This window comes from Rossellomorea orangium, from assembly GCF_019334305.1.
Lineage (GTDB): Bacteria > Bacillota > Bacilli > Bacillales > Bacillaceae_B > Rossellomorea.
Window position 1 is genome coordinate 88,880 of record NZ_JAHWGH010000015.1, and the last position, 25,087, is coordinate 113,966.

The 25,087-nt window shown below is 44.5% G+C and carries 25 protein-coding genes and 1 other annotated feature; of the genes, 8 read left to right on the forward strand and 17 right to left on the reverse strand.

The features are described from left to right. Nucleotides 1–2: 2 nt before the first annotated feature. The 9 genes from KYJ26_RS13715 to KYJ26_RS13755 form a co-directional block, all read right to left on the reverse strand. Nucleotides 3–782: an enoyl-CoA hydratase/isomerase family protein gene (locus KYJ26_RS13715; RefSeq protein WP_219167963.1), complete on the reverse strand. Its 780-nt coding sequence runs from the start codon at nt 780–782 to the stop codon at nt 3–5. Then, nucleotides 775–1,083, reverse strand: coding sequence for an EthD family reductase (locus KYJ26_RS13720; protein WP_034760972.1), 309 nt, complete (start codon nt 1,081–1,083; stop codon nt 775–777). Before KYJ26_RS13720 ends, KYJ26_RS13715 begins: the two co-directional genes overlap by 8 nt. A gap of 40 nt (nt 1,084–1,123) precedes the next feature. Further along, nucleotides 1,124–1,603: a 1,2-phenylacetyl-CoA epoxidase subunit PaaD gene (paaD, locus tag KYJ26_RS13725; RefSeq protein WP_219167964.1), complete on the reverse strand. Its 480-nt coding sequence runs from the start codon at nt 1,601–1,603 to the stop codon at nt 1,124–1,126. 13 nt (nt 1,604–1,616) lie between these two features. Then, on the reverse strand, nt 1,617–2,459 hold the full coding sequence (gene paaC, locus KYJ26_RS13730) for a 1,2-phenylacetyl-CoA epoxidase subunit PaaC (RefSeq protein ID WP_374939764.1): 843 nt from the start codon (nt 2,457–2,459) through the stop codon (nt 1,617–1,619). Further along, nucleotides 2,432–2,788, reverse strand: a complete 357-nt coding sequence (gene paaB, locus KYJ26_RS13735; RefSeq protein ID WP_219167965.1) for a 1,2-phenylacetyl-CoA epoxidase subunit PaaB — start codon at nt 2,786–2,788, stop codon at nt 2,432–2,434. Before paaB ends, paaC begins: the two co-directional genes overlap by 28 nt. A 16-nt stretch (nt 2,789–2,804) precedes the next feature. After that, nucleotides 2,805–3,773 carry a 1,2-phenylacetyl-CoA epoxidase subunit PaaA gene (paaA, locus tag KYJ26_RS13740; RefSeq protein WP_219167966.1) on the reverse strand — a complete coding sequence of 323 codons (969 nt, stop codon included), beginning with the start codon at nt 3,771–3,773 and terminating at the stop codon, nt 2,805–2,807. A gap of 73 nt (nt 3,774–3,846) precedes the next feature. After that, entirely contained in the window at nt 3,847–5,172 is a 1,326-nt protein-coding gene (locus KYJ26_RS13745; protein WP_219167967.1) for a phenylacetate--CoA ligase family protein, read from the reverse strand. Between the two features lie 313 nt (nt 5,173–5,485). Further along, nucleotides 5,486–7,084: an MDR family MFS transporter gene (locus KYJ26_RS13750; protein ID WP_219167968.1), complete on the reverse strand. Its 1,599-nt coding sequence runs from the start codon at nt 7,082–7,084 to the stop codon at nt 5,486–5,488. A 13-nt stretch (nt 7,085–7,097) separates the two neighbouring features. Continuing rightward, nucleotides 7,098–7,553: a MarR family winged helix-turn-helix transcriptional regulator gene (locus tag KYJ26_RS13755; RefSeq protein ID WP_219167969.1), complete on the reverse strand. Its 456-nt coding sequence runs from the start codon at nt 7,551–7,553 to the stop codon at nt 7,098–7,100. Nucleotides 7,554–7,802: 249 nt separating this feature from the next. On the opposite strand from KYJ26_RS13755, the gene KYJ26_RS13760 reads away from it, so the two are divergent. Continuing rightward, a complete protein-coding gene (locus KYJ26_RS13760) occupies nt 7,803–8,645 on the forward strand; it encodes a YitT family protein (protein WP_257475040.1) in 843 nt (280 codons plus the stop codon). A 111-nt stretch (nt 8,646–8,756) separates the two neighbouring features. Beyond that, nucleotides 8,757–9,440, forward strand: coding sequence for a GntR family transcriptional regulator (locus KYJ26_RS13765; RefSeq protein WP_219167970.1), 684 nt, complete (start codon nt 8,757–8,759; stop codon nt 9,438–9,440). A gap of 469 nt (nt 9,441–9,909) precedes the next feature. On the opposite strand, the gene KYJ26_RS13770 is transcribed toward KYJ26_RS13765, so the two are convergent. Next, the gene (locus KYJ26_RS13770) at nt 9,910–11,466 is read right to left on the reverse strand and encodes an ABC-F family ATP-binding cassette domain-containing protein (RefSeq protein WP_219167971.1); all 1,557 of its coding nucleotides are present in this window, start codon (nt 11,464–11,466) and stop codon (nt 9,910–9,912) included. A gap of 94 nt (nt 11,467–11,560) precedes the next feature. Beyond that, complete coding sequence (locus KYJ26_RS13775; RefSeq protein WP_219167972.1) at nt 11,561–12,676, reverse strand: NAD(P)/FAD-dependent oxidoreductase; 1,116 nt, start codon at nt 12,674–12,676, stop codon at nt 11,561–11,563. A gap of 294 nt (nt 12,677–12,970) precedes the next feature. Continuing rightward, nucleotides 12,971–13,180, forward strand: a binding site (T-box leader). Between the two features lie 70 nt (nt 13,181–13,250). Here KYJ26_RS13775 and KYJ26_RS13780 point away from each other — a divergent pair. After that, nucleotides 13,251–14,594, forward strand: a complete 1,344-nt coding sequence (locus KYJ26_RS13780; protein ID WP_219167973.1) for a sodium-dependent transporter — start codon at nt 13,251–13,253, stop codon at nt 14,592–14,594. Between the two features lie 53 nt (nt 14,595–14,647). Here KYJ26_RS13780 and KYJ26_RS13785 read toward each other — a convergent pair whose 3' ends face one another. Further along, the gene (locus tag KYJ26_RS13785; protein WP_219167974.1) at nt 14,648–15,166 is read right to left on the reverse strand and encodes a superoxide dismutase family protein; all 519 of its coding nucleotides are present in this window, start codon (nt 15,164–15,166) and stop codon (nt 14,648–14,650) included. Nucleotides 15,167–15,535: 369 nt separating this feature from the next. Here KYJ26_RS13785 and KYJ26_RS13790 point away from each other — a divergent pair, with 369 nt between their 5' ends. Next, entirely contained in the window at nt 15,536–16,498 is a 963-nt protein-coding gene (locus KYJ26_RS13790) for a S8 family peptidase (protein WP_219167975.1), read from the forward strand. 235 nt (nt 16,499–16,733) lie between these two features. Here the strand turns inward: KYJ26_RS13790 and KYJ26_RS13795 are convergent, their stop codons facing one another. Beyond that, nucleotides 16,734–16,973, reverse strand: a complete 240-nt coding sequence (locus tag KYJ26_RS13795) for a YkuS family protein (RefSeq protein ID WP_206852339.1) — start codon at nt 16,971–16,973, stop codon at nt 16,734–16,736. 61 nt (nt 16,974–17,034) lie between these two features. Further along, nucleotides 17,035–17,190 carry a hypothetical protein gene (locus KYJ26_RS13800; protein WP_219167976.1) on the reverse strand — a complete coding sequence of 52 codons (156 nt, stop codon included), beginning with the start codon at nt 17,188–17,190 and terminating at the stop codon, nt 17,035–17,037. 148 nt (nt 17,191–17,338) lie between these two features. Here KYJ26_RS13800 and KYJ26_RS13805 point away from each other — a divergent pair, with 148 nt between their 5' ends. Continuing rightward, nucleotides 17,339–17,776, forward strand: coding sequence for a ferritin-like domain-containing protein (locus tag KYJ26_RS13805; RefSeq protein WP_219167977.1), 438 nt, complete (start codon nt 17,339–17,341; stop codon nt 17,774–17,776). Nucleotides 17,777–17,808: 32 nt separating this feature from the next. On the opposite strand, the gene KYJ26_RS13810 is transcribed toward KYJ26_RS13805, so the two are convergent. After that, on the reverse strand, nt 17,809–20,082 hold the full coding sequence (locus KYJ26_RS13810) for a helicase C-terminal domain-containing protein (protein ID WP_219167978.1): 2,274 nt from the start codon (nt 20,080–20,082) through the stop codon (nt 17,809–17,811). Between the two features lie 100 nt (nt 20,083–20,182). Between KYJ26_RS13810 and KYJ26_RS13815 the strand changes: the two genes are divergently transcribed. After that, on the forward strand, nt 20,183–20,782 hold the full coding sequence (locus KYJ26_RS13815; RefSeq protein WP_219167979.1) for a YczE/YyaS/YitT family protein: 600 nt from the start codon (nt 20,183–20,185) through the stop codon (nt 20,780–20,782). A gap of 37 nt (nt 20,783–20,819) precedes the next feature. Here KYJ26_RS13815 and KYJ26_RS13820 read toward each other — a convergent pair whose 3' ends face one another. Both KYJ26_RS13820 and KYJ26_RS13825 read right to left on the reverse strand, forming a co-directional pair. Then, complete coding sequence (locus KYJ26_RS13820; RefSeq protein ID WP_219167980.1) at nt 20,820–22,130, reverse strand: ATP-binding protein; 1,311 nt, start codon at nt 22,128–22,130, stop codon at nt 20,820–20,822. A gap of 144 nt (nt 22,131–22,274) precedes the next feature. Further along, a complete protein-coding gene (locus KYJ26_RS13825; protein WP_219167981.1) occupies nt 22,275–23,324 on the reverse strand; it encodes an ATP synthase beta subunit C-terminal domain-containing protein in 1,050 nt (349 codons plus the stop codon). Between the two features lie 225 nt (nt 23,325–23,549). Between KYJ26_RS13825 and KYJ26_RS13830 the strand changes: the two genes are divergently transcribed. Next, nucleotides 23,550–24,497 (forward strand): glycerophosphodiester phosphodiesterase family protein, encoded by a 948-nt coding sequence (locus tag KYJ26_RS13830; RefSeq protein WP_219167982.1) that lies wholly within the window; start codon nt 23,550–23,552, stop codon nt 24,495–24,497. A 165-nt stretch (nt 24,498–24,662) separates the two neighbouring features. After that, nucleotides 24,663–24,989 (forward strand): cyclic-phosphate processing receiver domain-containing protein, encoded by a 327-nt coding sequence (locus tag KYJ26_RS13835; protein ID WP_219167983.1) that lies wholly within the window; start codon nt 24,663–24,665, stop codon nt 24,987–24,989. Nucleotides 24,990–25,087: the final 98 nt, after the last annotated feature.

Consider the following 25,087-nt stretch of genomic DNA (forward strand, 5'->3'; position numbering starts at 1 on the left):
CCTTATTTTCCTTTGAAATCAGGTTTGCGTTTTTCCACGAAAGCCTTCATGCCTTCTTTCTGATCTTCAGAGGCAAAAAGAAGATAAAAATTCTTACGCTCATACTGCATTCCTTCATAGATTGAGGAATCAACGGCTTTATGAACGGACTCCTTGATCAGGCGAAGGGAAAGCGGTGGCTTTGCAGCTAATTTCCTCGCAAATTTCTCGGTTTCTTCCATTAATAATTCTTTCGGGATCGTTCTGTTGATGACTCCCCACTGGAGTGCTTGAGTCGCTGTGAACATGTCTCCTGACAACAGCCATTCCATGGCACGGGACTTTCCAATCAGCTTCGTCAGTCTCTGGGTTCCACCTGCGCCCGGCATGACGCCGAGATTCACTTCAGGAAACCCGAAACCCGCATCCTCAGCGGCAAAGAGAAGATCGCAGCAAAGGGCAAGCTCGAATCCTCCGCCCAAGGCAAATCCTTGAACCGCTCCGATGATCGGTTTCTTGATCCAGGCAAGGCGGTCCCATTCGGTGAATTGATTCAGTAGCTCCAGATCGATTGCGCCGTCCTCTGCCATTTCATCAATATCTGCCCCTGCAGCAAACGCTCTTCCTTTACCCGATAACACCATCACTTTTACACGTTCGTTCCGGTCAAATGCCTCGAAAGCATGGACGATCTCAGATACCATGGGACGATTGATGGCGTTCAGGACTTTCGGTCTGTTCAATTCAATGAAGCCAAGTCCGTCCCTCTCGCTCACCACGATATATTCATACTCTTTACTCATTCACTTCTTCGCCGATCATTAGGGTGACGAGATCTGCGGCGAAGCCCATAAGGTCCTTCCCGGAAGCTTTTCCTTCATCGGATTTCATGGCTGCCTTCAGTGCTTCATGGCTTTCGTAGTACATTTCACACATTAAGTAATATTTGCCCTCCCCGCCCATAGGTGAACCGACGATGCGAGTAACATCCATCTTTTTAAGTCCAGGGATCTTCGCCGTGATTGGACCGTGGGTGTTAAAGTAGTGCTCATCGAATTTTTCTTTGTTTTCAGGGTGCTTGTATAATGCAATCAGTTTTACCATAATGGAATCTCTCCTTTAATTTTCAATAGTTTAATAGGTTTTACATCATCGTGGATATTGGTTTCATGGCTTCGAATGGGTTCCGACACTCTTTGCAGTAGAGGATGCTTCTGCAGGCGGTCGGTCCGAACAGGTTCTCCATGGAGGTATAAGGGGAGTCACAGTACGGGCAGTGAATCTGCCAATCTTCTTCCCCTGTGAAATGTTCAGGAGGAGGCGCGATGCCAAATTCCTTCAGCCGCTCCCGTCCATTCACGGTCAGACGATCCGATGTCCATGGCGGAGAATAGACGAACTCCACCTGTACGGATTGAATGTCCAGTTCCTCCCTGCATGCCTTCACCACATTCCCTTTGATGATGTCCAGTGCAGGACACCCTACAAATGTGGGAAGCAGTTCGATGACAAGGGTATCGTCCTCAAGATGAATCCGATTGACCATACCAAGGTCCACAATGCTGATGGAATCAATTTCAGGATCTTTCACTGTTTGAAGAACATCTAATACGGTTGCCGTCATTTCTCCTCATCCTTTACCAGATTGCTGCGGGATTGGTTTGATAGACTTCGCTTAATGTCGATAACGCTGCATCTAATTCAGGAGTATGCTCACCTAAACGTCCATTTCCCTTTTTCATGCTTATGTTCGGGGGAAAGGATAGTTGAGTGGATCTAAAGACCGGCTCGAGGGCCAGTTCCCACCGTTTCGTCAAGATTTCTTCTCCTTCGATCAGAGCCATAAGGGACATTTCTTTCCCCTCCGGACCTAAAGTGAGCACTCCTTGGAATTCATCCAGCACGCGTTCAATCGCCTTATTCATCCGCTCTCTTGCTTCTCCGCCTGAATTCAATAATTGGATGAACCAGGTTTTCCAGTGGATGAGGTGATAATATAATTCCGTGTTGATCTTGATGGCCATTTCGGCAAGTGGTTCATAGGAGGAATTCTTTAATGCGTCAATCCTCACCTTTTTCGCCACGCTGTAGAAATAATGTCTAACAACGGCGAAAGCCCAATCGTAACGGGGTTCCTCCATATAGTTTCCTGGTCCGTTCACTTCTTCTAGCAGGATCGCATTTCTTCTTTCACCTGCTTTACGGCCATGTGCGAGATGGTCTTGATCTCCTTCTCCCAACTCTTCAAGGAGCTGATAAAACATCGTCGCATGGCCCATCGTGTCTTGGTTGATAGACGAAAACGCAACATCCTCCTCGATATGGGGAGCGAGGCCCAGCCATTCAGAACCTCGGTAAGCGAGGATGAAATCGTCATCCGCCAGTTGATATAGGAGGCTCAAAAGGGCTTCCTTATAATCTGCATTCGGGATGTCATTCGGACTCTTCACATTCATTTCTTCTTCACCAACTCTCCCCATGACATGATTTCCTTCTCATCAAGCATTTCCTGTTCGTACTGTCTCCACTTCTTTTTCAAATAACCGTAGCCCTTGGCGTTCCGGTAGTCTTTATTATCAAGTCGCGAGACACTCTCTCTTTCTCCGGGTGTCATCATCCGCACATCCGACCTCTTCACGACCCATATATCCGAAACAGGCTCCCTTCTCATGAAATTCTCCTGGGCCATGACCATGGCAAGTTCATGATTGGGCGCAAGCAGACTGAATTGATGCTGCATCTGTGCCCCGTCCGTCCTTTTACTAAACACTTCAAACTCCTGATAAAAATTCTGCCCCTTATCTGACATCCTGTCTCATTCCCTTCTAACTTACTTGGTCACCAGGGCTTAATGCTTCCCGCACCCATGCATTGTTGTCGTAGGATAACTCCCTCAAACGAAGGCGTTCCTTCGATTTCGGTCCATTATTTCGGATGATTTCCTTAAAGCGGCTCCAGTCGGGCTGCTTATAGATCCATAAGTCTTTTTCTTCATCGAAGTACATCGTTTCATCCGGAAGGGTCAGCCCAAGCGACAGGATCCTCGGTACATATTTCGTGAAAAAGTCCTGACGCAGCTGTTCATTCGTTTTCGTCCGGATGTTGTACTTAATCGTGATGTCCTGTTTGGAAGATCCGGTTGTCTTCGCATCTCCCGGTCCAAAGAACATAAGAAGCGATTCCCACCAGCGGTCCACCGCATCCTGGACCAGCGCCTTCTGTTCAGGAGTACCTTCTGCGAGGGCCATGATGATCGCCTCACCGTGCTGGGCGTGGAACACTTCCTCCGCGCAGATCCGCTTTAGCGCACGGGCATACGGACCATAGGATGCATGGAGCATATTCGTTTGGGTGATGATTGCTGCCCCGTCCACAAGCCAGCCGATTAATCCAGCGTCTCCCCAGGTAGGTGCTTCCATATGAAACACGTTATGAAACTTTAAATCTCCCGAAAACAAATCTCTCATGATATGCTCTCTTGTTTTCCCATAAGGCTTCATCAGATCTTCCGCCACTCGAAGCAGAAGCTGCCCGTGACCCATCTCGTCCTGAACCTTGGCCATGATCCCAAGCTTTCGTCTGAGGGTCGGCGCTTTCGGGACCCATTCCTTCTCGGGCAGTGCCCCCATGATTTCACTGATTCCGTGCATGGAAATCAATTTGATCAGTGCATTCCGGTATTCATCCGGCATCCAGTCATCAGCTTCGATCTTTTCGTTGTTTTCGATTTTTTTCATAAAATGAGCCATACGTTCTTCTTCCGTCAAAGGTTGATTTGATAGTACGTCACTCATCGTAGCCCTCCTTTTATCACACGGTTATCACGATGCTCGTGAATTTTGTGATAACTATTTTTCTCAAAAAAAATTATTGAAGCATGGCTTCTCCTCTAAGATCTACAATCCGGATGGCCTTTCCTTCCGATCGCGGAATTTCTCTCGGACCCCGGATCTTCACATCCATGGAAACGTAGCAGCGATCTTTCATCAGGCTCTTCACCCTGGATTCCAACTCCTTGATTCCTTCATGCATTAAATCTTGAGACACCCCTTTGAAGCATTCATCCGTGACCTCCACCTGAAGTTCAACTGTATCAAGAGCCCCTTTTTTCTTTAGATGAACCTGATAATGCGGCGCCAACTCATGTACTTGAAGCAGAAAGTGCTCCATTTCAGATGGAAACACGTTCACACCCCTGATGATGAGCATGTCATCGACTCTTCCTTTCACCCGGGACATCTTCACGGTTGTCCGTCCACAAGAACAGGTTCCATGCTGGATCGACGCAATATCCCCGGTTCTGTAGCGGATGATCGGGAAGGCTTCCTTCGTTAAGCTCGTAAACACAAGCTCACCGACCTCCCCTTCCGGCAGAGGCTCAAGCGTATCTGGATTTATGACTTCGACAAGAAAATGGTCCTCTGCAATATGAAGGCCGTTCCTTGCCTCATGACATTCCATGGCAACACCGGGTCCGATGACCTCACTTAAGCCGTAGATGTCGCATGCTTTAATACCCATCTTCTTCTCAAGGGTCTTCCTCATTGCATCCGACCATGGCTCGGCGCCGAATATTCCATAATGAATGGACAGGGAAGCGGGATCCTTTCCTTGTGCCTCCATGGATTCGGCTAAATTCAGAACGTAAGACGGTGTCCCGCATATGACTGTCGGTTGAAAATCTTCCAACAATGTAATCTGTCTTGACATATTCCCCCCTGACACCGGTACCGTGATCATCCCGAGCTTCTCACTTCCATAATGCAGGCCCAGTCCACCGGTAAAAAGTCCATATCCATATGCATTATGCAGAACATCCCCCGGTTTACCGCCAGCCATTGCGATGGCGCGGGCGACGATTCCGCCCCACATATCAATATCATTCTGGGTATAGCCTACGACTGTAGGCTTTCCGCTCGTACCGCTAGAAGCATGTACCCTTACCATTTCCTCACGCTTTACCGCAAACAGTCCGAACGGATAATGATCACGAAGGTCTTTCTTTATTGTAAGCGGTAACATTTTTAAGTCTGACAAAGACTTTATATCCTCGGGCTTGATACCCCTTCTCTCAAATTGCTCCCGGTAAAAAGGAACCCGTTCATACACGACTGAAGCAACTTGTTGAAGTCTCTCTAGTTGAAGGCGTTCCATTTGCGATCGACTTGCCGTTTCTATCTCATGCAAAATCAATGTATTTGCCTCCCTGTCATGATATAAAAATATATTTATATAACGTTATTTATTCGTTTATAAAAATATGTGTTATATTTAACTACTCAAAAGATAACGTGAATGCTGAAAATTGTCAATATATTTTCAGAAAATTTAATAATTGAAGAAGAGGGAGATTGGCTTGGGTATTTATTTGGGGGAACTGCTGATATCGAGAATTCGCTGATATATTTTAATTTTCGATGATAAAATTGAAATCCACCCCAATCGAAACCCATGAGGCAATAACAAAAAGCCTGCTTCGAAATCATCCAAAGCAGGCTTTTTCATATTATTCAGTAGCTGGTTTAAGGACCGTTTCTTCCCTTTCCGCTTCTTCCTGTAACTCTTTATCACGCTTAATTTTTCCATTTCCAACCGACAATGCCACTCCAACACCGATGGCAATGAAGATCAATCCGGTCAGGAAGACGGTTGTGAACGCATCGGACCATGCCATTTCAATCGAAGAAATAACAATGCTTCCGATTTCTTTCGGCACTTCCAACAAGCCTGGTGTCACGAGCAGTCCGAACAAGGCGTCCGTTTTTTCGCTTAGTCCGCTCAGAATTTGACCTGCAGCAGGATTTTTCGCCTGTTCTGCCACATCCTTCATATTTTCCTGAAGAGATTGATTCATGACAGCATTCAGAACGGTGATCCCGATCGTTCCCCCGATGGAACGGAAGAAGGTTGCAGATGAAGTGACCGCCCCGAGTCGGGATTTAGGGAACTCGTTCTGAACCGCGATCATAAGTGTCGGCATGACAAGACCCATTCCGAATCCCATGACAATCATATACATATACGCCGTATATTCTTTGGAAGCAGGACCCATCGTACTCATTAAGAAGAATCCGACTACTGTGATCAGCATACCGGCCGTCAGCACGGTACGGTATTTTAGCCTTAATAATAATCTACCTCCGATGATACTGGCCACAATTAGTGAGATCATCATTGGCGTCATGGTAGACCCCGCTTGAGTCGGTGTCACACCGAGAATACCCTGCATGAACATCGGCACGAACATGATCGCTCCGAACATTCCTAACCCGAGAAGGAAACCTAAGGCATTCGTTGTGGCAAATACCCGATTTTTAAACAGGCTTAAATCAAGGATCGGTTCTTTCGCTTTCTTTTCAATGAAACCAAAGACTAAAAGTAATACGATGGATCCTCCGAATAGCAGGAAGCTCGTTCCTGAAACCCACTCAAATTTATCCCCGCCGAAGTTCAGTCCAATCAATAAGAGGACAAGTGCAGGAATCAAGGTAATAATTCCGAGGTAGTCAATGCTTACCTTATCCGTCGGGCGACCGACATTCTCATATTTCAGGCCGACGAATAATAGTAGGGCTGATAATAAGCCAAATGGTACGTTAATCAAGAAAATCCAGTGCCAGCTGATCGTATCGACGATGAAGCCTCCGATGAATGGACCGATGACAGAGCTCAGTCCGAATAGAGCCCCGAATACTCCCTGCCATTTCGCACGTTGTTCAGCCGTGAAGATATCTCCGATGATCGTCTGGGATAATGGCATGATCATCCCTCCACCAATTCCTTGAAGACCACGGTATAACACAAGTTGCTCCATGGAAGTGGCCGTGGCGCATAAGCCTGACCCGATGATAAAGATGATGACCCCGATTAAATATAATAATCTTCGTCCGTATAAATCCGATAATTTTCCAACGATCGGTGTGACTGTAGTGGATGTGATTAAGTAAGCCGTGGTTACCCACGCAAAGATGGAAAAGCCGTTCAGTTCGGCGATGATCGTCGGCATCGCCGTCCCGACTACCGTTTGTTCAAGGGCACTGAAGAACATTCCGATGATCAAACCGGTCAGGACTAAACGCCTGTTGATTCCTGGTTGTACTGACATATGTGTTCTCTCCTTATTCTTCTGTATTGTTCTCGATTACTGTGGCCAGCTTTTCGTAAATCGTGACAAGCTGATCGATATCCTCTTCATCGAGATAAGCAAGGTAACGGGAGAATATCTCTCTTCTCTTCCTTTTCGCTTTCTCGAAAATCTCTCGACCGAGTGAAGTGAGCTGCAGCTTTACAATCCTGCGGTCCCTTTCATCCCTTTGTCTCAGGACCAAATCATTCTTCAGCAGTCGATCGATCATGACGGTGATTGCACTTGGCTTTACATCTAACTTCTCAGCCAGTTCCGTCGATTTCATATCTTCTGAAGTCGACAAGAGATAAAGGATGAAAAACTGAGGACCTGTTAATTTCATATCTTTCAATGCAAGTGACATTTCCTGCTGAATATGACGATTCGCTAAGTGAAATGCTGTAAACAAACGATCTATATAAGATTGCTGGATTTGTTCCGGGTCCAAGTTCACCCTCCATTTCTGTTCATTCATTTAATATTTAACCTGTTTAAATATTAATCACCTTAGGTAAAAAAGTCAACCAATTTTTCTCCCCTATTTTCGGCAGCGAAAATGTCAGAAAACATGCATTATAAAAACTTTTATACGTAAATGCTTTCATAAGAATTTATCATTTACAGGGGGTTATACACTCTTTATAATCGGGTTGATTGTTTTTCAAACTACCGTTACTCAAAAGGAGCGTGCTCCATAATGAAACAAGTTCACTCTTTATTAAACATAGTGCTTGGTGCGTTTTTAATCGCATTGAATATACATTTTTTCCTTTCACCCAATAAAGTAGGCACAGGCGGGACGAGCGGAGCAGGCATCGTGCTTGCTCAATTTATGGACCTGCCTGTCGGCGTCATCATGTTTACACTGGATATGTTGTTATTCATTCTTGGGCTGATATTGATTGGTCCAAGTTTCGGCCTGAAATCTGTTTTCGCGAGTCTTTCCCTCAGCGGGATGGTGTGGGGATTAGAGGTGTTCCATCCTCTTCAGAATCCAATCGGACATGATGTCCTGATTCAAATTGTCATCGGGACGCTGATTGGGGCTATCGGAGTCGCCATGATATTTAATCAGGGTGCTTCCGCCGGAGGTACAGGGGTCCTGGCGAAAATCATCCACAAATTTACCGGACTTGAACTGGGACGTGCCGTTCTTGCTTCAGATGTTCTCATTGTTGTTGCATCTGCGTGGTTCTTTGGCCTTCAGGTCGGATTATATGCATTCTTCGGCTTGCTGTTGAAAGGGATGATGATTGACCGCACCCTTCAATTCTTCAACGAAAACAAAGAAGTAGTCATCATCAGCGAATACAGCGAAGAAATCAAAGAATATATTGTTGGAGACCTTGAAAGAGGAGCTACGGTGCATTCAGCCAAAGGCGCCTTTTCCGATGACCGGAAAGAAGTCATCACGACCATTGTCGGCCGCAAGGACTTCTCCAAGTTAAAATCATATATTCAATGTACTGATGAGAAAGCATTCATTACGGTACACAGCATGAACGAAATCTGGGGCAATAATTTTAAATCATTCGCTTAAAAGGCTGGTTCGTAAGTCAGGTGTCTTCTGTATAGAAGGCACCTGATTTTGGATTGGCCTCTTTTTCATATATGATAGAAAAGGAAATATTCGATTGAATGGATGATGACCGTGAAGAAAAGACAGACCACAGAACGAAAAGTATATAGCCATCTAAAGGACGCCTTATTGGCGAGGAAAATCGCACCCGGTACTCAGCTGGTCGAGCAAATCATCTCTCAGAAGATGGCTGTAAGCAGGACCCCTATCCGACATGCATTGAAACGGCTGGAAGCAGAAGGACTGGTTCAGATCATTCCGAACCGTGGCGCATTCGTCGTCCATCCTACCAGGGAAGAAATCATTTCTTTTTTTGAATTAAGGAAAGAAATCGAATTTCTAACCGTAAAGTACGGCCTGCCTAAAGTTAGAAAATCAGATATATCTAAGCTTTATATGTTTCTTGAAGAAGAACAGGAAACGTATAGACAAAAGGATCTGTTGAAATATGTCGAGCTTAATAAGCAATTTCATTTGTTCCTTGCAGAAATAAGCGGGAATAAATTCCTGATTCGCTACATGGATGAAATGCTTACCCAATCCAATGTGTATTTGTTTTTATTTGATGTTTTCTATCATGTAGAGCCAGGGGAAAATGTCCGATTCCGTGAACATGAGGAAATGGTGAAGGCCATTGAAAACAAGGATCAGCAGACACTCTTGGAACTGATCGACCTACATATGAAGCATAGCTTCGATGATCTCCGATTAGAAGAAAATGGGTATTCTTCTTTGGAATCCGTATTGGAAGAATAGCTGTAATGTAAATAATCCGAATCCAGTCAGGTGTATTTTTATTAATAGACACATGACTAGGTGGGCAAAACTTCACTTATCGGTTAGGAGATCAGGTTAAGCTCCAGGGCTGGTAAATAGACGGAAAGATTCCGCTTAAGTAGTTATGAATCTATATAAAAGCTGAAATAGACGGAAAGATTCCGTCTATTTGCTCAAAACATACAAATATGGGTGATTTTTCTGTTCATAAGCGGAAAATCTCCGCTTATTCACCCCCAAAACAAGTTCCATTCTGAACGTAGCCGGAAAATCTCCGCTTATTTTACTCTCGCTGGTAGGGCAAGAGATCTTAATGAACAGTTTTTTGTATTCCTAACAAAGAAACTCGCCAAAATTCACTTCGGCGAGTTCTACTTTTTTATATACCAATTATGAAAAGCACCTCAAAATGGAACGGTTTAGTTATTTGAGGGATTCGGCTTTTTCATTAAAACAATTTCGTTGTCCAATCTTCACAGTTCCATACTTCTGTCGCTACGTCCTGATAGAATTCAGGTTCATGGCTGATTAAGAGCACCGTACCTTTGTATTCTTTCAAGGCACGCTTCAACTCTTCTTTGGCCTCGACATCCAAGTGGTTTGTCGGTTCATCAAATACAAGTACATTCGATTCTTTGTTCATAAGCTTGCATAGGCGTACCTTCGCTTTTTCCCCACCGCTCAGCACTTCCACCTTACTTTCGATATGCTTTGTCGTCAGACCGCATTTGGCAAGGGCTGCACGCACTTCTGCCTGATTCATGGAAGGAAATTCATTCCACACCTCTTCGATGCACGTGTTATTGTTCTTTGATTTGATTTCCTGTTCGAAATATCCGATATGAAGATAATCCCCAAGCTCCACTGAACCGGAGATCGGCTTGATTTCGCCAAGGATACTTCTCAGTAATGTCGTCTTCCCGATTCCATTGGCTCCTGATAGAGCAATCTTCTGACCACGTTCCATCTTGAGGTTGAGTGGCTTTGATAACGGCTCATCATACCCGATCACAAGATCCTTCGTCTCAAAGATGACCCGGCCGGCGGTTCTTGCTTGTTTAAAGTTGAATTCCGGTTTCGGCTTCTCTGCAGCAAGCTCGATCATATCCATCTTATCGAGCTTCTTCTGACGTGACATGGCCATGTTCCGGGTGGATACCCGTGCTTTATTGCGGGCCACGAAGTCCTTCAGCTCTGATATTTCCTGCTGTTGCCTCTTGAATGCAGACTCCAGCTGCTGTTTCTTCATTTCATGGACCCGCTTGAACTCATGGTAATCCCCGGCATAGCGATTCAGCTCTTGGTTTTCCATATGATAGATCAGGTTGATGACACTATTTAAGAACGGGATATCATGAGAGATCAGGATAAATGCATTTTCATATTCCTGCAGATAGCGTCTCAACCAATTGATATGCTGCTCATCGAGATAGTTGGTAGGCTCATCGAGTAACAGGATGTCCGGCTTTTCGAGTAATAGCTTGGCCAGCAATACTTTCGTCCGCTGCCCCCCGCTTAAATCGTGGACATCTTTATCCAATCCGATATCATCCAACCCAAGGCCACGGCCGATTTCTTCCACCTTGGCATCAATGATATAGAAATCATTATTCGTCAACGCATCCTGAAGGGTACCGGTTTCCTCCAGCAATTCTTCCAGTTCTTCCGGAGAGGCTTCCCCCATCTTGGCAAAGAGCTCGTTCATTTCAGTTTCCATATCAAACAGGTATTGGAAGGCCGTTTTCAATACGTCCCGGATCGTCATCCCCTGCTTCAACTGAGCATGCTGGTCCAGGTAGCCGATACGGATCCTTTTCGCCCATTCCACTTTCCCTTCATCAGGTTCAAGCTTCCCTGTAATGATATTCATAAATGTAGACTTTCCTTCTCCGTTGGCACCGATCAAGCCGATATGTTCACCCTTCAACAATCGGAAAGATACATCGTTAAAAATCGCACGGTCACCGAAACCGTGTGTTAAGTTTTTGACTGTCAATAAACTCATATCGTAAACACCTTTTCTTCCTAAACTAAATTTCGCTCCCTCTATTATAAGGGTCATTCCCTATAGAAGATAGGGGGAGTGGTTTTTTCTTCTTTTACTCTACGGCCCCTGCTACATCATAATCAGCTGGATCAAGTTCTGTAGGTTCACCGAGAACCAGTTTCGCAAGCTCCGAACCAAGATATGGACCCACCGTTAAGCCCGATGCGCCAAGTCCATTGGCCACCCAGACATCATTCAATCCCGGCATGACACCAAAAACGGGAAGGAAACCAGGTGTGAACGGACGAAATCCCACTCTCATTTCAAGGACTGCACTGTCACCAATTCCCGGTGCAACGTCCATTGCTTTGTGAAGAATTTCGTGCAATCCCCCAGCTGTTACCCGCTGATCAAAACCGACATCATTTTCGTGAGTGGCCCCGGCCACGACTCTTCCTTCAGGAAAGGCAAGGAGGTATTGATCATTGGGTGGCATGACGACCGGCCATCCATCGGTCTCCTGCCCCCCTGCTTGCAGATGGAGAATCTGCGCTTTTTGGGAGGATACGAGAAAGTTGATTCCAAGGGGTAGAAAGAGTTCCTTCGCCCAGGCCCCGGCCGTCACGATGACTCCGTCCGCCCGAAGTACTTCGTCTCCTATTTTGACACCAATGTTCCGATTGTCTTCGTTTAACAACGTGGCCTCTCCTTGTCGCAGTGTTGCCCCGTGCTTTTCAGCCCCATTTAAAAGGGCATTCCTCATCGCTCTACCATCCACCCTGGCTGCCCCGCTGACATGAACAGACTGATACTCCTCAGAAAGCAGTGGAAAACGCTGCCTTGTTTCTTCTGCGGTCAGAAGGTTAAGCTCACCGATTTCCGGCGCGTCCTCCCTTCGCTTCTCCGCTCTTTCCACCATCTTATGCAATTTCTGTTCATCGGTATGTAGACTGATGGCTCCTACGCGTTTATAGCCTGTGTCTGTTTCTCCATCAGCTTCCAGCTGTTCTATGATGCTCGGATAATATTTGGCTCCGCCTTTGGCAAGACGATACCACACTTTATTCCTCCGCTGTGACAGCCACGGACAGACGATCCCTGCTGCCGCATCGGTTGCCTGTCCGGGATCCCTGCCGTCTACAACGATGACATCCGCTCCTGCCTTCGCAAGATGATACGCAGTTGAAGCTCCCAGAATGCCGGCACCAACGATAATATATGATTTCATGCAAAACACCTTTTCACCTATTTTTCTTTCATTTTACTTCAGTGGAAAGATGAACTCAATGGATGGACGCTTGCCAAGGGCATGTGTACCAGGTACAAATTGTACATTTGATGCCTGGTACGCTTCCGGTGTTTGGTGCCAGGTACCAATTCACCATTCGGTGCCTGGCAGCCACCTCCCACCCATTCGTACCAAACCAAAAACCACCATCAATTCCAGACAATTCTCACACCTTTTCCCGAAATAGATTGACAAGTCGTTTTGATTCATGATAAAAATTGTATAACCTAATATTGAAAAGCTTTGAAGGAAACAAGTAGCAGACATTTCCCTGTTAAAGAGAGCCGGTGGTTGGTGTGAACCGGTACAAAGATTAAGCGAATTTCGATTCCGGAGCTTCTTTTGACGAGATCAAAAGACGGTCAAGGCCGTTATGTGTGAAGAGTGATGAGAAGATACTTCTCATAACTAGGGTGGTACCGCGATATCCAAATCGTCCCTACGATACGTAGGGGCGATTTTTTTATTTGGTCAAAAATCCCCTCCCACACAAAAAACAGAAAGGAGAATGAGAATGAGTCAGCGTGAACAATGGTCATCGAAAATCGGCTTTATCTTAGCGGCAGCCGGGTCTGCCATCGGATTGGGGGCCATATGGAAATTCCCTTATATCGCCGGTGAAAATGGAGGCGGAGCATTCTTCCTGATCTTTATTCTATTTACTTTACTACTCGGTCTTCCATTACTATTGGCAGAATTCTCAATCGGACGAACATCCGGGAGCAATGCCGTGGATTCGTATCGTAAGATCGCTCCCGGGACTAAATGGCACTGGGTAGGGATTCTTGGGATGATCACCTCCTTCATCCTGCTTTCGTTCTACAGTGTGATCGGTGGTTGGATCGTCGTTTATTTATTCAAAGCTGTCACTGGACAATTAAACGGACTTACTTCAGATCAGTATGCCCAAGTATTCGGGACGACGATTTCAAATCCATTAACCAGTGTATTTGTCCAATTTCTTTTCATCTTGATGACCATCATTGTCGTGGCCAAAGGGATTGAAAAAGGGATTGAGCTGGCAAGTAAAATCATGATGCCGGCGTTATTCATCCTATTCATTCTGCTTGTGATCCGCGCGGTAACACTGGAAGGGGCAGGTGAAGGAATCACATTCCTGCTTCAGCCGGATTTTTCTAAAGTGACGTCTCAGACGATCTTGGAAGCAATGGGACAATCGTTCTTCACATTAAGTGTCGGGGTATCGGTCATGGTGACGTACAGTTCCTACCTCCCGAAAACGCAGAGTCTGCCCCGTTCGGCCATTTCAATTGTTGCGATGAATATCTTCATCGTGTTGTTAGCCGGTCTTGCAATTTTCCCTGCAGTCTTTGCCTTTGATTTAGAACCGGGTGCCGGTCCTGTATTGCTGTTCAATGTGCTGCCTACTGTGTTCAGTCAGCTACCTTTCGGGATGCTCTTCTTCATCGCATTCCTGGTACTGTTCTTATTCGCAGCATTGACCTCTGCCTTTTCGATGCTTGAAATCATCGTTTCCGTCATTTCGAAGGGAGACCCTGTAAAGCGGAGAAAGTGGTCGTGGATCATCGGCCTTGCCATTTTCGTTTGCGGGATCCCATCGGCATTATCTTTCGGAATCATGGGGGACATCACGCTCTTTAACAAAACCATTTTCGACCTGGCCGACTTTGCCGTCAGTAATGTATTGCTTCCAATCGGGTCATTGCTCATCGCAATCTTCGTCCCTATGAAAATGAAGAAAACGGCACTCTATGAAGAATTAAAGCAAGGTAGCGGGTTGAAGCGCGGATTGTTCGAAACGTGGTTCTTCTTGATCCGTTTTGTGGCACCTGTGTTGATCCTGTTTGTCATGCTTGATGTCTTGGGGGTATTTTAATACCTCTTCCCATAAAAGGGTTGACCCGATTCAAGGGTCAACCCTTTTTCTTGTTAAGTTCCATATCCCATGATCACTCCGCACGCAAGCCTCTTTCCTGCATCCCCTGAAGGCTGTGATCTGAAGTCATCCGGGTTTTGATGGATGATGACTCCTTTACCGATCACGTCACCCACTTTGAATTTATTCGTAAAGAAGGACATTTTGGCATAGCCATCGTTCGAAAACAAAACAGGAAAATCCCCTGCATGATTGCCATGTGGCTGATTGGTCGGATTCCAATGCCCTCCTGCAGAAGTGAAAGGTTCTTTCGGATCCCCTATTTCACAGACTCCCTTCTCATGGAGGTGAAAACCGTGGGGGCCAATCGGTTTTTGATCCCCTTTTCCTTCTTTATAAGACGGTAGACCTGTCACCTCGGCAAATACTTCCACTCCATTTTGAACTTCCCGAAAAAAAACATACCCTTGCAGCCCAGGAGCGAGTGGTCCTCCCTGGATTTGAGCATACGCCATATTGGGAGTATTTCGATAATAGGAATAAGCCGGATAGCCGTATTGATAATAATTCATCCCGTAATCCCCCTTCCTTCATTCTATTTTATGAAGGAACCGGGGATACATGATGAAAAAAACCGTAGTGTCCTTTTTAATCAAACGTTTGTTTAACTTCAAAAAACCTTCCTTCATCAAGGGTTCGAGGCACTAATCAAACGTTTGTTTAAATTTCCAGCCTTTACTTTGAAACCGTTTGACATCTTTCCGTGGACTATCTCTTTTGTTGGTTATTCCCAAATCCCTATATGCTCTGAAGTGCGAAATTACGATTGGTTTTATTTTCCTATTACTATTATCCCTTTTCATTTTGTCCCAGAAATGTTATATTTTCAGAAACTTCTGATTTCTATTCTGCAATGCAACACTATTTTAGGAGGGATTGATATGCAAGGTGAAATTAGGTTAATTCCATATTTCATGGACGAAATGATTGTTGATGCAAATGAAATTCCTAAAGGCGTTGATTTAATCCAAGCTCCTAGCATGTGGAAGAATGGGTATAAAGGAAAAGGTGTGACCATTGCAATCCTCGATACAGGATGTGATATGAACCATCCGGATCTTGCGGGGAAGGTCAAGAGCTTCCGGAATTTCACCGATGATGATGACGGCGCGGAAGATAACGTGACTGATTACAGTGGACACGGTACTCATGTGGCGGGAACGATTGCCGCAAGTGAAAATGGCGATGGTGTCATCGGAGTGGCCCCACAGGCTGATCTGATGGTCATTAAAGTTCTTGCCGGCAGCCGTGGAAGTGGAAAGTATGAATGGATCGTAAATGGTATTTTGTATGCGATTGAACAAAAGGTCGACATCATTTCCATGTCCCTGGGAGGCCCTACAGACTATGAGCCGCTTCATGAAGCGATTCAAAAAGCGGTGGATTCCAACATCCTGGTGGTCTGCGCTGCCGGTAACGAGGGTGACTCAAATAGCAGTACGGATGAATTCTCCTACCCTGCCTGCTACAATGAAGTCATTTCGGTCGGAGCCATTGACCTCCAGAGAAAGTCTTCCTACTTCACCAATTCCAACAATGAGGTTGACTTAGTGGCACCCGGTGAACAAATCTTATCGACCATCCCTGGTGAGAAATACGCTAAGCTCAGCGGCACCTCCATGTCTGCTCCCCACGTCTCCGGAGCCCTGGCCCTGATCAAAGAGTTCGAACAGGTCTCCTTTGACCGCAAGCTATCTGAATGTGAAGTATATGCTCAACTCATTAAACGCACGGTCCCACTCGGTTTCCCGAAAACACTGGAAGGAAATGGACTCGTCTTTTTAACTGCTCCTGACCTTCTGCGGGAGCACCTAAGAAATCAGCCACTTGCACAGATTGGGTGATCGTGTTTCGAATCCTTATCTAGTTGATTTTTGGCTCATTTCCGTCTAAATGAAAAGAATCCCCGGACTAATGCATTAGGTCCGGGGATTCTTTTCATTTAGACGACCTTTCAGCTTTGCTGAAAGGCGGTTGAAACGTACGTTTCAACCGAATGAGCCAAAAATCGTGCACGATCCACTTCTTTTAATATGCAACAAAAAAACAGCCATCCCTGACTGTTTTTTGTGCTGTAAACTATTGCAGTCTGCTTTGTACTTCCTGACAGATTTGATCTGCACTCAGTCCGCTTGCTTCGATGACCGGGCCTTGAGTCGCTACATTCTGAATACCCATTACATCTGTATCCATTCCTGTTACGACACAGCAGTCACATCCGTTTGCATCTGACTCCTGCTTCAGCTCCACTACTTCATGCCCCTGAGCACGTAAGGCTTCTACAACGTTTGTTAAGGATTGTTCAACACCAATTCTCATGCCTTTACACCTCCTGTTTCTACATATAGGATTTTCTATCGATGAAAAAGATATTCGTCATTTATTTTTTATTTACTTGTGTGCCGCTTTTTTTCTGGCTTTGACCTTTAGCATTTCCTGTCTGGGTATCAGATGCAAACTCCACATCATTTTTCGCTTTTTGTTTCGCCAATTGTTCCGATGTTTGGTCCATACTTTTCTTTCCCTGTTTAGACATTTTCATCCCTCCTCTGACTTTTATAGAATTAGAATCCCCATTTCAAGACAAAATATTTGAAGGGCATTCAAATCCGACGGGTATGTTTATTTTTCAAGAACCCGGGTAAATGGTTTATATAACAACAAATAAAAAGGGTGGTATTCACATGGATGAAGCAAAATTAAACGAGTTAATTGATGGATTAAATGAAGACTTGGCAAATGAATATGCCGCAGTCATTCTTTACACAAACTACGCTGCTGTAGTGAGCGGCTTATATCGTCAAATATTAAAGCCTTTCTTCGAAGAGGAAATTCCAGACGAGCAGGGCCACGCTTTATATCTGGCTGAAAAGATTAAAACATTGGGTGGAGATCCGACAACGACGCCTGCAGCCGTGAAGCAAACGGATAATGTGAAGGAAATGCTTGAAGAAGGACGAAAAGCCGAAGCAGATACAATTGAACGCTACAAGAAACGTAAAGAACAGGCTGACGAATTAGGTCTTGTCGAGCTTAGCATCAAGCTCGATGATATGATCGCTGATGAAACCCATCACCTTGAAGAGTTCGATCGCCTGTTAAAGGACCCTTCTTTCAATTAATACACAAAAGACCGCTATTCAGCGGTCTTTTCTTACGTTATGACCCGGTAATTACTCCATTCATCAAGTAATAAGGATCGGTACTTAGGAGTCAAGTAGCGGTCATCGATCAGTTTCAGGACACCAATGTCCTCTTCCGAACGAATGAGTCTTCCCCCTGCTTGAAACACTTTGTTCAGTCCTGGGTATACATAGGCATAATCGTACCCGTTCATTCCCAAGGTATTGAAATGGTCTTTGATGATTTCCTGCTCCTCTGACGGCTGTGGAAGGCCGACACCGACCACGATCACTCCTTTTAACCGGTCTCCTTTCAGGTCGATCCCTTCTGAGAATATTCCTCCAAGGACGGCAAAACCGATAACAGGCTGCTCTCTTTCACTTTGAAACTGCTGGAGAAACGCTTCTCTTTCACCCTCATTCATATTTGGTTCCTGAATGATGGTATCCGCCTTCAACATTGATTCCTTGTTCAACCTTTCATACGCTTCTTCCATATACGCATAGGACGAAAAGAAGATCAGATAATTTCCTGTATACTGATTGAACGTCTCTGCAATTGAATGCGTAATGGACGGAAGGGTTCGTTCCCTGTCACTGAACCTGGTCGAAATCGGATGAATTCCAACTTGCCATTGCTCATGTTGAAATGGGGAAGGCATCAAGAAACGATAATCCTCTTCCCCTCCACCCAATTGTTGAAAATAATAAGAAAACGGGTGAAGTGTTGCAGAGAAAAAGATGGAAGAATGATAAGGCTTTGCAACCTGCTTGATGAGTTTAGATGGATCGATGCAATAGAGCTTCACCTCTAAGTCATTCGAGCTCCGACCAATCACAAAACGATGCTCCTTCGAGAAAAGGTTGGAAATTCGAACAAAACTTAACGAATCAAAGTACAATTGCATGAAATCTTCTGACCACTCTTTGCCTGCTTCCCCCAGGCTCTTTTCAGCTATCTCAATGAACCCCATAACGGACTCTATAAATTCAGCATCCAATTCAGATCGAATATCAGATCCGTCTTCTTTTTTAATCCGGAGGAATTGCTTATTTACAGCCGTTAAACTTCGCCTCAACGCTTCGTGTGCGGAATACAGCTTTTTGATCTGTGAAAAATCCGATTTTTTCAGTGAGGCTGTATACATTTCCCTTCCCCTGCCGACAAGATTATGAGCTTCATCTACTAACAGAGTCGTCTTTTTCTTGCCTTCATCGCTCATTCTTTTAAAGGATACCTTCGGATCGAAGATGTAGTTATAGTCGCATATGACTCCGTCCACCAAATAGGAAAGATCGATTGAGAACTCAAAGGGACAGACTTTATGATCTCTTGCGTATGTTTCAATGATAGGACGGGTAAGGATGGTTTCGTTTGTCAAGATATCGATCAGAGCCCCGTTTATGCGGTCATAATACCCATTGGCGAACTCACAATACTCTTTTTGACATATGGTTTCTTCCTTAAAGCAGATTTTATCCCTCGCCGTAATCGTAACAGTCCTATGGGACAACCCCTCTCCTTCAAGGAGATGCAATGCCTCTTCCGCCACAGTCCGGGTGATGGTTTTAGCCGTTACATAAATCCATTTGGAATTTTCTTTCCCCATCGCTTTTATAGTGGGAAATAAAGTGGAAATGGTTTTACCCGTTCCTGTCGGTGCATTCGCATACAATGATTTTGATTCGGAAACGGTTTTGTATACGGCACCCGCTAGTTTCTTTTGCCCTTTCCTGTACGTTGGAAAAGGGAATGTAAGATCTTCAATACTTTCCATTTTATTTACTTCATTGTTCAATAACAAAATGGCAAATGGGGTATAGGCCACCAGGATAGCGGTTACGATCTGTTCAAGCTCTTCGAAGGAATAGGTCTGATGGAAGGACTTCGTTTGTTCTGATTCGACTTCGATGTAAGTTAGTTGAACATCGATTTGGGAAAGCTGTTTCTCCTTTGCCAATAAGTAGGCATAACATTCTCCCTGAGCCCAGTGGACTCGGGATCCCTCTTCAATCAAATCCAACCGTTTCGCAGTTGACTTGATTTCTTCAATGATGACTTTTCCTTCTTCATAGTGAATTCCATCACAGCGGCCCTCCAATTGGTAAAGTATATCCTCATATGTTAGTTCTCCCTTCAGGAAGACTTCCTTCTCATCACCTTCTTTATATTCTTTCTGCAGCTTTTGATGAAGCCTTGTACCGGTCGTCATGGAGGAGCGTGCCTGGAACCTGAGATCGATGCTACCTTCTTTATAGACAAACTCCACCAATTCCCTGATGGATATCTTAATCGTTTTCTTCACAGACGTTTCACCTCAAGCTTTCAGTCGAAAATGTTGATTCTAACCGTTTCTCAATGAACATATATATTAGACAAGCATTTTGGAACGGAGGATTCGGGGAATGAAGGCAAGATTCGGCTTTTACTGTATTGGTTTACTCGCTCTTTCATTAGGTGTTTCTCTCATTATCAAAGGGGAACTTGGTGCGGCTCCCTGGGATGCGCTGGCCGTGGGGGAATCCAACCTCTTTCATCTCTCAATCGGGACATGCATCTTCATGAATGGATGCATCCTCATTTGTATAAATGCCCTATTACTGAAAGAAAGCATACAATGGTTGGCTGCCTTTTCGATATTCATCATCGGGATGATGGTTGATTACTGGATTTCAATGGGCCTTACCTTCCTGGAACCTGCGGGATTTCCTCAGCAGTTGATCCTGGTCATTACAGGCATCCTGCTCCTCGGGATTGGCATTTCGATATACCTTCAAGCCAAACTCCCTTCAAGTCCGATGGATACGTTCATGGTGGCCATTCACAGGCGTTTCGGATTGAACTTACGCAATTCACGTTTATTAAATGAAGCCATTGCCATTACGCTTGCCATGATGTTTCATGGGGCAGTGGGGATCGGAACCGTCATAGTTGCCTGCACATTAGGCTTCATCATTCATATCTTCTATCCTATCATGGAACGTATGTACGGGAAATGGAGTTAAAGAATTTATCAGAATAAAAAAACACTTAGTCCATGTCCTAAGCGTTTAAATTGTTACTATATGTATTGGATGGTTTTGATTCGTATTTCCCTTGCCTTTCACTGTCCAACGGAAGGCTTATCGTGGCGACTGTCCCCTTATTCACTATGCTCGTATAATGGACATGCCCTCCCATGGCCCCAATGATGCGCATGGAAACCGATGTCCCCAGGCCCGTCCCACGGTCTTTGGTAGTGAAGAATAACGTCCCTATTCTTGAAACCTGTTCTTTCGTCATACCCTTACCTGTATCGGCGACCGTAATGACCGCCTGAGTATGGGTGACCTCAAGATTCACGGTGACGTTGCCTTGGGGAGGAGTCGCTTCTATGGCATTTTTTATGATATTCACGAAGGCTTGCTTCAATTTATTCCGGTCCGTTAATAGATGGGCATCTTCATGTAAATGAGCTTCAAGGTAAACCCCTTCTTTCAGAGCATAGGCGTTGAGGAGTACAGTGACATCAGAGAGAACCTCCCTGAGGTTGATCTTCTCGACCTTTTCAAATTCAGGCTTGGCAAAATTAAGATAATCATTGATGATGTCCTCCGCCCTTCCCAATTCACTCAACACAATCTTCAAGTATTCATCGTGATCACCGGTCACCTGCTTCTTCATCAACTGAAGGAATCCTTTCACAACAGTGAGGGGATTTCGTACCTCATGAGCGATAGAAGCTGCCAATTCACCAAGTGTATTCAGCTTCTCCGATTTCATGATTTCTTCACGCAGTAACTTCTTTTCGATCATCCATTCATTTAGTTGAGCTGCCAATCCCACCCCCAGCACTTGGATACCACCGAATATAAGAACATAGAGCCCCATTTCCCGGTTGCCAGATACGGGGACACCCGTTATGAAGGCAAAGGCAAGAAGGATACCGAGCATCACCAATGCCGGCCAAAAGCCCAGAAGCACAGCAAACGTCACCCGCTTCTTGGGAGAAAAAGACCAGAAACGATTGGAAATCAAGAAGGGCAGCAACCCTGCTAACAAGGCACTAACGAATCCGAAGACAATTGCATCACCTCCATTGATGATACGTGCTGATATTATGAATACGAAGACGATGACCCCTGCCTTCCTCCCACCATATAACATGGAAAGAACCAACGGAATATACCTGAAATCCCAGTACAACCCAAAGCTCTCATAAGCAAAAATCAAACACATAAACGCTGCAATCCCATGTAAAACCCCTATGAAAACAGGCGATTTTCCCAGCCTGTGGTTTTCAAGAAGCGAGGTTTGAATGAGAACAGGAGCCAAAATAATCAGTACATGTAATAATAATTTCTCGATCAGCATCGAAATGTCTCCCAGTTTAAAAATGTAATACTTTACACATACGACAAAATTCTGATAATTCCTCTTTCATCAGTCATAAAATCACGAAAAAAGTCATAGAAGAGGGACGGACCTCAGCATTTCTGCCGAGGTCCGTCCCTCAAATCAGTTCAGTTGCCCTTTATAGGTAAGGTCTTTCGGGTCGAGGTGGTTGAAGTCGCCTTGAAGTATTTTTTGGATATCTGTGATGGTTTGCTGAACCTGTACGCTTTGGCCTTTGACCTTGGTGAATTCTTCTGCAACGAAGAAGGGCTGGCTCAAGTAAGCTTCTAGTCTCTCTCCAATTTGAAAAATTTCAAGATCTGCTTCAGGGATTTTCTCCTTCCCGATCGTGTTCATGAGAACGCGGATTTCTTTATACCGTCTTAATAATTTTTTTGCCTTCTTGTGTGTCGACGAGTGGCTGGAATCGACCGTTTCGTCTTCTAAGAGAACAGACGTGGACTGGACCGGATGAATTGCCGGATACATCCCACGGGTTGCCAAATCAATATCGAAATAACAGAGGCTATCAAGCGGACCGAACGGATCATCTTCGTCGACTGCTTCCCCACTCGGATCAAACAATAGTGTCGTGAGCTCAGTATAATCTTCCGCTTCAAAACGCTCCCTTAATTCATACAATTCTCCCGATACGATATACGAACGGTCCACATACAGAAGAATACTTTCTTTGTCTTCAACCATGGAAACTTCTGCAAAGGCATCCTCTATACTATGGCATTTAGCATGTACAAATCCTTCTAGATCACTTAATCCCGGGTATGGTTTATCCGGTGTCAATAATATGGCGTGGTACCCTTTCTTCTTCAATGCTTGCGTCAATTCAGCCAGTACGACAAATTGGCCGACCTGAGCTCTTGCGACGAATCCGTTGGTACCTCCCTGAACAACTGGTGCAAATACATCAAGTGGTTTGATTCCCGTTTCAATCATCCTTCGTTTCCCTCCCTGAATAATCAGTTCATCCAACGTGCAATTAGCCAGATTTGCAAGCGTGACGATTGTTTTGACTTCTGCACGACCGACCGCTATCTTTCCTGTACATAAATTTGAAACCGTGGCCGGCCTCAATCCCACCGATTTAGCAGCCGTTGTCAGATTCGGCACACGCTTACGCAATAATGAAACATTCAGCTTTAAATGGTCTTTCATGGAAAATATCCCCTCCTTACTTTATAAGGTAATCTATATTACGTTAAAAAGCAATAGTTTTTATTTTAAAACGTAATTTTTTTACTTCTAATAGTAAATAAGACGAATATCTTCACCTCTCCTCTTCTTAGACACATCTAAAATCACCCTATTTTATTGTCCTAAATTCAAAAGGTCGTACCTATAATAAAAGATAAGAATCTTTTATTAAAAGGATGAAAGTGGATGAAAAATACGAATCTCAAAATACCTGAAACTTCTAAAAAGCAGCGTCTAATCGTCTCGGCAGCGATGATCGTTTTCTTTGTCTCGATTTCCATCATCGTCTACTGGATGCCTGTAAAAACAGCCACCCCACCCCCATTTTTACAAAAAGAAAATGAGCGCCCTCTCGTCATCGCTCATCAGGGAGGGAAGCAACTTGCGCCTGGAAACACCATTGAAGCTTTCCAACATGCCGCCAATTTGGGAGCCGATGTAATTGAAACGGATATACATATCACCAAAGACGGTCATTTGGTCACCATTCATGATCCTACAGTTGATGCGACAACAAATGGGCACGGATTTGTAAAGGACTTCACATTAAAAGAGCTCCAACGACTTGATGCAGCCTATTATTTTCAAGACCTAAATGGAGACTACTCCTTTCGCGGAAAACATGTATATATCCCCACCCTCGAGGAAATGTTTCAGCGGTTTCCAGACATGAGGATCAACATTGAAGTAAAAGACGATAATCCTGAAGAACGGACACAGGAAATCGCGCAGAAATTAATGGAACTCATCGAAGAATACGATATGGAAAATAAAGTCCTTATCGCTTCATTCGATCAGCATATTATCGATTTATTTGAATCTTACTCAAACGGGCGGGTCGCCACCCAAGGAGGGAAGCAGGAAGCAAAGAAATTCGTCATCCTTCACAAATTATTCCTAAGAAACCTTTATAAAACAAATGTCGACGCCTTTCAGCTTCCAATCCGGGAAGGTAAGCTCGATCTGACACAACCGATGTTGATTTCCGGAGCACATCGCATTGGTCTGCATGTTCACTATTGGACCGTCAATGATCCTGCAACGATGGAAAGACTCATAAACCTGGGTGCAGACGGAATCATCACAGACAGACCCGATTTATTATTGGATTTACTAAGGAAAAAAGAAGATTGAATCAAGCATTACTTTTTTACCAAGTGACATTTCATAAAGATTCCTCACCAAAAACCTACAAAAAAATTACAAATATATTTGTATTAATCATACTATTTACCTATATAACTATTTGTCAATGTCTGTTAGGCTTAAATTAAGTCAAATGACGAAAGAAGAATAAATATGACAGTAAATGTGTTTTTAGACGATTATCGACACTGTCCTCAAGGGTACATTCTCGCGAAAGATATCGATGAATGTATTGACCTGCTTCTTAATTTTTCTATCGCTCATCTTTCACTGGATCACGACTTAGAGAGTAAGACTCGTAATGGCTTAATGCTCGTCCACTACATGGTGGAAAAACAGTTATTTGCAGAGAGAATCACGATTCACTCCGCAAACTCTGTAGCCGGAAAGAGAATGTACAAGTATTTAAAAGCAGCTCAGGATGATCAAAAGATGCCTCGGTCCATTCAAATTCTTTTGCGGCCCTTACCTCTAAGATGAGTTATCATATATATAAAGAACTGTTCCCTGAACAGTTCTTTTTTTGTCAATTTATTTAATTTGGTTTTTTCTTACTTTATAATGGAGAATAGAGAATT